The organism is Pseudomonas sp. B21_DOA, from assembly GCA_030544685.1.
GTDB classification, from domain to species: Bacteria; Pseudomonadota; Gammaproteobacteria; order Pseudomonadales; family Pseudomonadaceae; genus Aquipseudomonas; species Aquipseudomonas fluorescens_AO.
On sequence record CP086683.1, the window covers coordinates 3,462,131 to 3,473,661 of the forward strand.

The 11,531-nt window shown below is 59.2% G+C and carries 6 protein-coding genes and 3 pseudogenes; 8 read left to right on the forward strand and 1 reads right to left on the reverse strand.

Annotated features, from left to right (window positions below; genetic code table 11):
* Nucleotides 1–10 precede the first annotated feature (10 nt).
* Nucleotides 11–371, reverse strand: a pseudogene (locus tag LJU32_16045) (hypothetical protein).
* 551 nt (nt 372–922) lie between these two features.
* On the opposite strand from LJU32_16045, the pseudogene LJU32_16050 reads away from it, so the two are divergent.
* The 8 genes and pseudogenes from LJU32_16050 to LJU32_16085 all read left to right on the forward strand — a co-directional run bounded on the left by LJU32_16050 (nt 923) and on the right by LJU32_16085 (nt 11,381).
* A pseudogene (locus LJU32_16050) lies at nt 923–2,247 on the forward strand (APC family permease).
* A complete protein-coding gene (locus LJU32_16055) occupies nt 2,244–2,783 on the forward strand; it encodes a DUF488 domain-containing protein (protein ID WKV87279.1) in 540 nt (179 codons plus the stop codon). The pseudogene LJU32_16050 and the gene LJU32_16055 overlap by 4 nt, the downstream one beginning before the upstream one ends.
* 130 nt (nt 2,784–2,913) lie before the next feature.
* Entirely contained in the window at nt 2,914–3,540 is a 627-nt protein-coding gene (locus LJU32_16060; GenBank protein WKV87280.1) for a TetR/AcrR family transcriptional regulator, read from the forward strand.
* Nucleotides 3,541–3,709: 169 nt separating this feature from the next.
* Nucleotides 3,710–4,981 (forward strand): outer membrane protein transport protein, encoded by a 1,272-nt coding sequence (locus tag LJU32_16065; GenBank protein WKV87281.1) that lies wholly within the window; start codon nt 3,710–3,712, stop codon nt 4,979–4,981.
* Nucleotides 4,982–5,081: 100 nt separating this feature from the next.
* Nucleotides 5,082–6,191, forward strand: coding sequence for an efflux RND transporter periplasmic adaptor subunit (locus LJU32_16070; protein ID WKV87282.1), 1,110 nt, complete (start codon nt 5,082–5,084; stop codon nt 6,189–6,191).
* Nucleotides 6,188–9,256 (forward strand): efflux RND transporter permease subunit, encoded by a 3,069-nt coding sequence (locus tag LJU32_16075; protein WKV87283.1) that lies wholly within the window; start codon nt 6,188–6,190, stop codon nt 9,254–9,256. The genes LJU32_16070 and LJU32_16075 overlap by 4 nt, the downstream gene beginning before the upstream one ends.
* Before the next feature lie 142 nt (nt 9,257–9,398).
* Nucleotides 9,399–10,217, forward strand: coding sequence for an alpha/beta hydrolase (locus LJU32_16080; protein WKV87284.1), 819 nt, complete (start codon nt 9,399–9,401; stop codon nt 10,215–10,217).
* Nucleotides 10,207–11,381 (forward strand): annotated as a pseudogene (locus LJU32_16085) (PAS domain-containing sensor histidine kinase). The gene LJU32_16080 and the pseudogene LJU32_16085 overlap by 11 nt, the downstream one beginning before the upstream one ends.
* Nucleotides 11,382–11,531: the final 150 nt, after the last annotated feature.

Genomic DNA, 11,531 nt, shown 5'->3' on the forward strand with positions numbered 1-11,531 from the left:
GCGTTTTCGTTTACTCCACCGGCACGACGTTATCCAACGCCTGATTAACCGCCAGCTCCCCGAGCATCACTACCTGCGCGATACCTTGCAGTGTCTTGCGCGCAGATCCTTCAACCATCCCGATCACATCACTCAACATCACCGAGGCGGAGCCTGGCGATTCGCTGGCGTTGACCAGCAATTCTTCGGTGGCGGTTTTCGGGTTGGCGAGGAACATGCTGCTGGTTTGGTAGGGCGTGGTTTTGAGGGTGTCGGTGGGTTTGAGGTAGTGGTCGAGGGCGCGGTCGGCGGCTTCGTGGAGTTTTTTGAGTCGAGGGATTCGTAGGGGAGGTTGCGTCTGACTGTGGCGGGTTGGGCGTGACTTTGAACATGATCTTTCTCCTCGTGCCGCTTTAAAAGGAGCCATCACCCGTTCGCTACCAAACGAAGGGTGGCGGCCATGCACAGGTTGGTAGACCGGGACACGAGGCAAAACCGGCGCGCTCGAAAGCGCCCTGCGCATGGCCACCATAAAACCGATGCGAAAGCATCTGCATACGATGACGTTATGCGCCATGTGGAGAGCGGGCTACCAAACCCGATCACTGTTTTCAGTGACCGGCCAACGATAGAACCCCGGCCCGAGGCGCACAAGCCGGCGGATTCTGGCGTAGTCGTAGGCAATGGCGCAAGGCGTTGTAGCTTGCTGGCATAGTCTGGGTATCGCTTTTAAACGAGGTGTTTAGGGAATTGGTTTTGGCGGAGGTTTTGTGTTGATCGGGCTGGCTTCTTCGCGAGCAGGCTCGCTCCCACAGGTGTCGAGTTGGCAATGTTTATAGCGTCGTGCCGACAAGCCCCATCACACATTTTGAACTTTGCCTTACCCACCATTTCCATTGTTTGAGGTGACAACTTTCCAGCTCCTCCCCACCTGAACCAAGGAATGACCGTGACGGCTCCCACTCATAAACCTGCTCTGCGCCGGGCTATCACTTTCCCGATGCTGTTTCTGTTTATTCTCGGCGATGTACTCGGCGCGGGTGTTTACGCACTCGCCGGAACGATTGCAGGGGAGGTGGGCGGCGCGATTTGGGTGCCGCTGCTGATTGCGCTGTTCTTCGCCATGTTGACGGCGGGTTCCTACGCAGAGCTGGTGACCAAATATCCCCACGCCGGCGCGGCTTCGGTGTTCGCGGAAAAGGCGTTCAAATCACCGCTCATTTCCTTCCTGGTCGGTTTTTGCATGCTGGCGGCTGCGGTCACCAGCGCTGCGGGTTTGTCGCTGGCGTTTGCCGGTGATTACCTCAACGCCTTTGTCGACGTATCGCCGCAGATTGCAGCCTTGGTCTTTCTTCTGGCTATCGGCCTGCTCAATGCGCGGGGATCAAGGAGTCGCTTGGGGCAAACCTGGTGATGACGGTGATTGAACTGTCCGGGTTGATTCTGGTGATCGTGGCTGCGGTCTGGTATTTCCGCACAGGCGATGCGGATCTGGGGCGGACGCTCACGTTCAAGCCCGGCGTCAGTCCGATGCTGGCGGTGCTGGGGGCGGCATTGTTGGCCTTCTATTCTTTCGTAGGCTTCGAAACCTCGGCGAATCTGGCGGAGGAAATCAAGGACGTGCGTAAGGTCTACCCGCGCGCCTTGTTCGCCGCTTTGCTCACCGCTGGTGTGGTTTACATGGCGGTGGGTGTGGCAGCTTCTTCGGTGTTGCCTACCGAGAAGTTGGTCGCCACGTCGGCGCCTTTGCTCGAAGTTGTCCGCGCATCGACCCTCCAAATTCCACCGACACTCTTCTCCTTCATTGCGCTGATCGCTGTCGCCAACGGTGCGCTGTTAACCATGATCATGGCCAGTCGATTGACCTATGGCATGGCCAATCTGGGGCTGTTGCCGGGTGTTTTGGGTGCGGTGCTGCCTGAACGAAAAACCCCTTGGGCTGCCATTGTCGCAACCACCCTGGTAGCGATTGCGCTGACGCTTACCGGTACTTTGGCAACGCTGGCAGAGACGGTGGTTTTGCTGCTGCTGTTCGTGTTTCTGAGTACCAATGTGGCGGTGCTCGTCCTTCGTCGCGACAGGATTGAGGAAGATCACTTCCGCGTGCCGACCTTTGTCCCGGTGCTTGCGATCGTCTCGTGTCTGGTGCTGCTCAGTCAGCAAGGCTGGGAAACGTGGTTGCGCGCGGGGGCGTTGCTCATTGTCGGGATGTTGCTGCACGGCTGCTCTCGCATGAAGTTTTCCGCGATCAGCAAGCCCAGCCAATGAGCACAGTCATTTTCACCATTGGCCATTCCACCCGGCCAATCGACGTCTTCATCCAGATGCTGAAAAGTTTCGACGTTAACGCCGTGGTGGACATCCGCACCGTGCCACGCTCGCGGACCAATCCGCAGTACAACCTCGATGTGTTGCCAGACCTGCTCGCCGAATCTGACATCCAGCATTACCAGATCGCCAGCCTCGGCGGCTTGCGCAAGAAATCGAAAACCGTGCCGGATGAGGTCAACGCATTCTGGGACAACCGCAGCTTCCACAACTATGCGGACTACGCCTTTTCGGAAGAGTTTGAAGAGGGACTCAATCAGCTGTTGCAGCTCAGCGACAGCAGACGCTGCGCGATCATGTGCTCGGAGGCTGTCTGGTGGCGCTGCCATCGTCGGATAGTTGCCGATTACCTGCTGAGCCGAGGCGTGGAGGTCTTGCACATCATGGACATAGGCAAGTCCACGGAGGCAATACTCAATCCTTCGGCCGAGCGAACAGGGATTAAGCTTTGCTATCCGAGGCGTTTGGAGGGGTAGGGTTCGACTGAGGTTCTTCGTCGATTGGGCGGGCGTCTTCGCGAGCAGGCTCGCTCCCACAGTGGGTGGATAGTGGTATTGAAATGTGTCACACGTTGTCAGTCGGCGGGCGGGTGAGTAAGCTGCCGACATGAATCAGACTTCAGTTTCCCCATCCTTCCCCGGCCCGCGTGGTCCCGTCGAACACGACATTCGTGATCAGATTGTCGCGGCGGCCAACGAGCATTTCAGCCAGTACGGCTATGCCAAAACCACGGTGTCCGATCTGGCCAAGGCCATCGGTTTCTCCAAGGCGTACATCTACAAATTCTTCGATTCCAAGCAGGCGATAGGCGAGGCCATCTGCGCGAACTGCCTGGGACAGATCGTTGCGGCGGTCGAGCAGGCGATCAATGAAGCAGACCTGACGCCGACCGAGCGCTTCCGTCGTTTGGTAAAAACCGTGATCGCCACGGGTGTGAACCTGTTCTTCAACGACCGCAAGCTCTACGACATCGCAGCCTTTGCCGCCGGCGAAAACTGGCCGAGTGCGCAGCGTTACGATGCGCAGATCAAGCGCTTTATCACCGACATTGTCCGTGAAGGGCGAGAGGCCGGTGAGTTCGAGCGCAGGACGCCGCTGGATGAAACCGTCGAATCGATCCACTTGGCCCTGCGGCCCTTCGTCAATCCGCTGATGCTGCAACACAACCTGGACTTCATCGAAGTGGCGCCCACGCTGACTTCGAACCTCATCTTGCGCAGCTTGATGCCTTGACGCTCTGCTGATCCGAGGAGTCGGATCAGTCGCCCCAAACCAATCCTGTTCCTGACGCAACAACATTTCTGCTGCTCTGAAAGTGACTGTTGACTGATATGGTCACTCGGATAACATCGCCACCGCAGTTTGGTCATTCCATTTCCGAGACACTCATAGAGTCCACACAATGAAAAAAACAATGCTCAAGCACCCGGTGGGGCTGGCTGTCGTTCTCGCGTCCTCCAACGTTCTGGCGGGCGGTTTCGCGCTCAACGAGCAAAGCGTCAGCGGCATGGGATCGGGTTTTGCCGGTCGCTCTTCTTCGGCGGAAGACGCCAGCACCGTTTTCGGCAACCCGGCAGGCATGGCGCGGCTCAAGCGCGAGCAGGCCAGCGTGGGGCAGGCGACGTTGTTTGCGAAGTCCGATATCAGCCAGACCCGCAGCACTTTCGGCGGCAAGGAAGACGGCGACATGGTGCCGACCACCACGGTGCCGATGGGTTATTACGTCAAACCGATCGACGAGCATTGGGCGTTCGGCGTCGGGTTTTACGTGCCGTTTGGCCTGATCACCGACTACGGCAGTGGTTTCGCCGGCCGCTACTACGCCAACAAAAGCGAAGTCACCACGCTGACGTTCCAGCCGACGATCAGCTATGCCTTCAACGACAAGGTGTCGATCGGCTTCGGCCCGACCATCAACCGCATCAGCGGCGAGCTGTCGGGGATGGTCGCCAATCCGCTGAGCCCCGGGCGCAACGACGGCAAAGTCAAAAGCACCGGCGACGACACCGCGCTGGGCTTCAACGCCGGGGTCATGGTGCAGGCCACCGAGCAGACCCGCCTGGGCCTGACCTATCACTCAAAAGTCAGTTACCACCTCGACGCGAAAAGCAAACTCAGCGATGGCATCTTCAACGTGCTCGGCGTAAGCGGTCGCAGCTATGACGCGTCGCTTGACGTCGACACCCCGGAATCCGTGGACTTCTCGGTCACCCATCAACTGAACAACGACTGGACGCTGTATGCCGGCAGCACCTGGACGCGCTGGAGTCGCTTCAAAGAGCTGACCATCGAAAACAGTGGATTGCCGCCATTGCTAGCCGGCCAGTTGGGCACGATCAGCGAGGAGCAGAACTGGCACGACACCTGGGCGCACGCCATCGGCGCGGCGTACCGGTTGAACAACCAATGGGTGCTGCGTACCGGGTTCTCGGTTGATCAGTCTCCGGCGAACAACACCCATCGCGGGCCGCGTATTCCCACGGGCGATCGCAAGGTGTTCAGCCTCGGCGCCGGTTGGACTCCAGCGGAGAATGTCACCATCGACGTCGCCTATTCGTATCTCTGGGAAGAGAGCGTCGAGATCAACGACACCTCGGCGGGCAAGGGTTCGTACAGCGCGAAATACAAGAACAGCGCCAGCGGGCTCGGTACTTCTGTCAGCTATCGCTTCTGATTCAGCGCTGAACATCGGGCCGGTGACTCCGTGACTGTTGACGATATTGGTCACAAGACTGAGAATATGATGATCATCCTATTTTCAGTGAAGGAATTCCATGCGCCGGCTCCGACCTTTCCCCCTCGCGGTATGTTTGTTGCCCTTGGCCCTGACGGCGTGCGGGGATTCCTCCAGCGCAAAAGATCCACGTACCTTGGCGCCGATTGTCAGATCGGCGGCGGTGCAGCCGGCAGAAAATGGAACACGATCATTCACCGGCGTCGTCGCTGCGCGCACCCAGGGCGATCTGGGCTTTCGCGTCTCTGGCAAGGTGCTCGAGCGTCTGGTTGATACCGGTCAAACGGTCAAGCGCGGTCAGCCACTGATGCGCCTCGATCCGATCGACCTCGGCCTGCAGGCGCGAGCCCAGCAAGAAGCGGTTAGCGCCGCTCGCGCCCGAGCCCTACAGACTGCCGGTGACGAAGCGCGCAATCGCAAGCTCGTCGCCGCCGGCGCTATTTCGGCATCGGCCTACGATCAGTTCAAAGCTGCGGCCGACACCGCCAGGGCGCAACTCAATGCCGCTGTGGCGCAAGCGGACGTCGCGCGCAACGCCTCGGGTTACGCGGTTCTGGTGGCAGACGCTGATGGCGTAGTGGTGGAAACCCTCGCCGAGCCCGGGCAAGTCGTCAGCCCGGGACAACCGGTGGTGCGGCTGGCGCGGGCCGGTCAGCGGGAGGCCATCATCCATTTGCCCGAGACCCTGCGGCCCGCACCGGGCTCCACCGCTCAGGCAAAACTGTATGGCGATACGTCGGCTGCCGTGAGCGCAAAACTGCGACTGCTTTCCGATTCGGCCGACAGCACCACTCGTACTTTTGAGGCGCGCTATGTGCTCGAAGGCAGGTTGGCCAATGCGCCAATCGGCTCGACGGTCACCCTTGATATCGGCCAGGGTTCTGCGCCAAGACAGGCATTGAAAGTGCCCATCGCCGCGATCTACAACGCAGGCGAGGGCCCCGGTGTGTGGGTGATCGCAGGCACACCGGCGAAAGTGAGCTGGCGCCCGGTCGAGGTGCTGGGCTTGAGCGATGATTCGGCCCGTGTCGCTGGCCAGCTCAACGTCGGTGAACCGATTGTTGCGCTGGGCGCGCATCTGCTGCGCGATGGCGAAGAAGTGCGCTTGCTTGCGCGCGACGATGGCCAGGTTGCCGGGAGCCGTCCATGAGCGAGGGCCGGTTCAACCTTTCCGCCATCGCTGTTCGCCAGCGCGCAATCACGGTGTTTCTGATTTTTCTGATCGCCGTGGCCGGCGTCCTGTCGTTCTTCAAACTGGGCCGGGCGGAGGACCCGCCGTTCACGGTCAAGCAGCTGACCGTCATCACCGCGTGGCCGGGAGCGACCGCGCAAGAGATGCAGGATCAGGTCGCCGAACCCCTCGAAAAACGCTTGCAGGAACTGAAGTGGTATGACCGCTCGGAAACCTACACCCGCCCGGGTCTCGCATTTACCGTTGTCTCGTTGCTCGACAGCACACCGCCATCGCAGGTGCAGGAAGAGTTTTATCAGGCACGGAAAAAGCTCGACGACGAAGCGATCAAGCTGCCGGCGGGTGTCATGGGGCCGATGGTCAACGACGAGTTTTCCGACGTGACCTTCGCGCTCTTCGCCTTGAAAGCCAAGGGCGAGCCGCAGCGCTTGCTGGTGCGCGACGCGGAGACTTTACGCCAACGCCTGTTGCACGTACCGGGAGTAAAAAAGGTCAACATCATTGGTGAGCAGGCCGAGCGGATATTCGTTTCGTTTTCCCATGATCGCTTGGCGACGCTGGGCTTGTCGCCGCAGGACATCTTCGCCGCGCTGAACAATCAAAACGTGCTGACGCCCGCCGGATCGGTCGAAACCCAAGGGCCAGAGGTGTTTTTGCGCGTCGACGGCGCGTTCGACACGTTGCAGAAAATTCGTGAAACGCCGGTTGTCGCGCAGGGACGCACCCTGAAGCTGTCTGATGTCGCGACGGTCGAGCGCGGCTACGAAGACCCGGCAACCTTCCTGGTGCGCAACAACGGCGAAGAAGCGTTATTGCTCGGCGTGATCATGCGCGAGGGCTGGAACGGCCTCGATCTGGGCAAGGCGCTGGATGCCGAGACAGTCAGGATCAACGAAGAAATGCCCTTGGGCATGACCCTCTCGAAAGTCACCGATCAGGCAGTGAATATCGACTCGGCGGTCGGCGAGTTCATGGTCAAATTCTTTGTCGCGCTGCTGGTGGTCATGCTGGTGTGCTTTCTCAGCATGGGCTGGCGTGTCGGCGTGGTGGTCGCAGCGGCAGTGCCGTTGACCCTGGCGATCGTGTTTGTGGTGATGGCGGCCACTGGCAAGAACTTTGACCGGATCACCTTGGGTTCGCTGATTCTGGCGCTCGGCTTGCTGGTCGATGACGCGATCATCGCCATTGAAATGATGGTGGTGAAAATGGAGGAGGGCTACGACCGCATCAAGGCCTCGGCCTATGCCTGGAGCCATACCGCAGCGCCAATGCTGGCCGGTACGCTGGTGACGGCGATTGGCTTTTTGCCCAACGGATTCGCGCAATCAACGGCAGGTGAATACACCAGCAACATGTTCTGGATTGTCGGCATCGCGCTCATTGCGTCGTGGGTCGTCGCCGTGGTTTTCACGCCGTACCTGGGCGTGAAGCTGTTGCCGGATATCAAGAAAGTCGAAGGCGGGCATGCGGCGATATACGATACGCCGCGCTACAACCGTTTTCGGCGGATTCTGGCGTGGGTGATTACGCGCAAATGGCTGGTGGCGGGCGTGGTTGTCGTGTTGTTCACCGTTGCGATCCCAGGCATGGGGCTGGTGAAGAAACAGTTCTTTCCGACCTCTGACCGCCCGGAAGTGATGATCGAAGTGCAGATGCCCTACGGCACGTCCATCGAGCAGACCAGCGCCGCGGCGGCCAAAGTCGAAGCCTGGCTGCACAAGCAGGAAGAGGCCAAAATCGTCACCGCCTATATCGGTCAGGGTGCGCCACGGTTTTTCCTGGCGATGGCGCCGGAGTTGCCGGATCCATCGTTCGCCAAAATCGTCGTGCTGACCGACAACCAGGACGCCCGTGAAACTCTGAAGTTGCGTTTACGCGAAGCGGTCGCCGAAGGGCTTGCTCCAGAAGCGCGCATTCGGGCCACGCAAATCGTCTTCGGGCCGTACTCGCCATTCCCGGTGGCCTACCGGGTGCTGGGGCCGGATCCGGCGAAATTGCGCGACATCGCCGAGCAGGTCAGGGCTGTGATGCAGGACAGCCCGATGATGAGAACCGTCAACACTGACTGGGGGCCGCTGACGCCGACCTTGCATTTCAACCTGGATCAGGACCGCTTGCAGGCAGTGGGGCTGACGTCCAGCGCGGTCGCCCAGCAGTTGCAGTTTCTGCTCAGCGGCGTGCCGATCACGGCGGTGCGCGAAGACATCCGTTCCGTGCAGGTGGTTGGTCGTGCGGCGGGCAATATCCGCCTGGACCCGGCACAGATCGAAGGCTTCACCCTGGTCGGTGCGGCGGGGCAGCGCATCCCGCTGTCGCAGATCGGCCAGGTCGAAGTGCGCATGGAAGACCCGATCCTGCGCCGCCGCGATCGCACGCCGACCATCACCGTGCGCGGCGACATCGCCGAAGGTTTGCAGCCACCGGACGTGTCCGGCGCGATCATCCAGCAGTTGCAGCCGATTATCGAAAACCTGCCTTCCGGCTACCGGATTGAACAGGCGGGCGCCATCGAAGAATCCGGCAAGGCCGGCAAAGCGATTCTGCCGTTGCTGCCGATCATGATCGCCATGACGCTGCTCATCATCATCGTCCAGGTACGCTCGATCTCGGCGATGATCATGGTCTTCCTCACCTCGCCGTTAGGCTTGATCGGTGTGGTGCCGACGCTGCTGATCTTCAACCAGCCATTCGGTATCAATGCGCTGGTCGGGTTGATTGCGCTGTCCGGGATTCTGATGCGCAACACGCTGATTCTGATCGGGCAGATCCATCACAACGAGCAGGAAGGGCTGGCGCCGTTCCATGCCGTGGTTGAAGCGACAGTGCAACGGGCGCGGCCGGTGTTGTTGACCGCGCTGGCGGCGATTCTCGCGTTCATTCCGCTGACCCACTCGGTGTTCTGGGGCACGCTGGCCTACACGCTGATCGGCGGCACGTTTGTTGGCACGATTATCACGCTGGTGTTTCTGCCGGCGATGTACGCGATCTGGTTCAGGATTCGGCCTGAGAACAAACAGCAGTAGCGGGGCTGTCGAAGGTCCGTATGAAGAAGGCTTGAATCTGAACTTTCGTGCCGGGCAAGCCCTTGACGGTGACGTGCAGCGTGCAGCTGTCTACACTGCGCGCTGCACCTGAAAATCCTTCGGGTGATTCGGAGCGTCCAGCATGTCTGTCCAGCATCGCAATAACGTGAACGTAGTAGGCGATGGCTCGGCAACGTTGGTCTTCTCCCACGGGTTTGGCTGCGATCAAACCATGTGGTGTTACCTCGTGGAGCATTTTACCGATCGCTTCAGGGTCGTCCTTTATGACCTTGTCGGTGCCGGACAGTCTGATCTCACGGCTTATGACCCGCAGAAATACAGTTCACTGGAAGGCTACGCGCAAGATCTGGCTGAAATCATCGATGAGTTCGCTGTCGGCCCGGTCATCGTCGTCGGTCACTCCGTCAGTGCCATGATTGGCGCATTGACTGACAGAGCGCATCGGGGTCGTATCGCAGCTCATGTGATGATTGGCCCGTCTCCTTGCTATGTCGACTCCGGGGGTTACGTCGGGGGATTCACACTCGAAGACATCAACTCTCTGCTGGATACCCTCGACAGCAATTATCTCGGCTGGTCGAGCACGATGGCCCCCGTCATCATGGGGGCTCCCGGCCAACCGGCGCTTGGTGAGACGCTGACGAACAGTTTTTGCCGGACTGATCCGGAAATCGCCAAGCAGTTCGCGCGGGTGACATTCATGTCGGATAACCGCGATGACGTGGTCGGTCTGGACACGCCGACCCTGATATTGCAGTCCACCGATGACATCATCGCTCCGGTCGCCGTAGGTGAGTATCTGCACCAGAGCCTGCCCAACAGCACCCTCTGTCTGGTCACCAATGTTGGTCATTGTCCGCACATGAGTGTGCCCAGCGCGTGCTCGCAAGCCATGGACCGCTTTCTTCTACCTTGGACGAAAGACGCAGATGGTCGCTGAACCCTCCCTGATTCCCGATCCTCAGGCGCTTTTTGACGACGCGCCATGCGGCCTGATCGTTACCCGCGAAGACGGCAGCATCCTGCGTGCGAATAAGACTTTCTGTACCTGGATCGGTTGGGAAAACCCCGATCTGCAAGGCCGGCGCTTTCAGGATTTGCTCACCATGGGCGGACGGATTTTTCACCAGACTCATTGGTCTCCGCTGATACAAATGCAAGGCTCGGTGTCGGAGGTGAAACTGGATCTGGTGCGTCGCGACAAGGCCTTGATACCCATGTTGCTCAATGGCGTTCGTCAGCAGCACGAGTCCGGCGTTGTCTATCAGTTGGCATTGTTCTGCACCACCGACCGGGACAAGTACGAACGTGAGCTATTGAAAGCCCGGCAACTGGCTGAAGGGCTTCTGGCGAATAAAGTGGCCGCTGAAACAGCATTGTCGCAGGCGCAGATGGAGCTGAAAGAAGCTTACGAAAAAGCGCAGCGTCGGGCGCTATTTGCTGAGCAAATGGTTGCCATTGTCAGCCATGACCTAAAGAACCCGCTGACGGCTATCAAAATGGCGGCAGAGATGCTCGGTCGGAAAATGCCTGAGGGGAGGAAAAGCTGATGCTGAGCCACATCGGCAGCTCAACGGATCGAGCGCATCGAATGATATCTGATCTGCTCGATTTCGCTTCGGCCAGAGTCGGCCGAGGGCTATCCGTTTCGCCCACGGTCATCGAATTGCATTCGGTGGTGGCTCAGAGCGTCGCAGAGCTGCGGGTGGCCTTTCCAGATGTCGCTATCGAGCATCAATCGGTTGGGTGGGGAGATGTCGAACTCGACGCTGATCGCATGCAACAGATCATCGGTAACCTGGTCGCCAACAGTGCCGCCTACGGCGACCAGAAAAGGCCGATTACTGTAATTTCCACGCTTGATGCCAACCGGGCAAGCATTTCGGTTCACAACTTCGGCCCGGCGATTGCCGAGTCAGCTCGGGCGAAGCTTTTCGAGCCCATGACCCGTGGCTCAGACCAGGATGATCACGTTCGCAGCGTCGGGCTTGGTCTCTTCATCGTCCGGGAAATCGTTACTGCCCATGCAGGCGATATCTCCGTGCGCTCGACGGCTGATGACGGCACTACGTTTACGGTGAATTTTCCTGCTCAAGCAAACTGATCAGGCTCCACACATCAGCCTTTACGGGTGCCTGGAACACAAGCCAATTCCTTTGATCAAGACCAAACATGGTGGTTTTTTCGAACCTTTTCAGCGAAATACCTATCAACACGAAGGAGAGGTTATCGCTTGACGGCGAACACAGACAAA

Bases quoted from the DNA above. Each gene is read 5' to 3' on its own strand.
- LJU32_16055 (WKV87279.1), top strand. From the start codon at position 2,244: ATGAGCACAGTCATTTTCACCATTGGCCATTCCACCCGGCCAATCGAC.
- LJU32_16060 (WKV87280.1), top strand. From the start codon at position 2,914: ATGAATCAGACTTCAGTTTCCCCATCCTTCCCCGGCCCGCGTGGTCCC.
- LJU32_16065 (WKV87281.1), top strand. From the start codon at position 3,710: ATGAAAAAAACAATGCTCAAGCACCCGGTGGGGCTGGCTGTCGTTCTC.
- LJU32_16070 (WKV87282.1), top strand. From the start codon at position 5,082: ATGCGCCGGCTCCGACCTTTCCCCCTCGCGGTATGTTTGTTGCCCTTG.
- LJU32_16075 (WKV87283.1), top strand. From the start codon at position 6,188: ATGAGCGAGGGCCGGTTCAACCTTTCCGCCATCGCTGTTCGCCAGCGC.
- LJU32_16080 (WKV87284.1), top strand. From the start codon at position 9,399: ATGTCTGTCCAGCATCGCAATAACGTGAACGTAGTAGGCGATGGCTCG.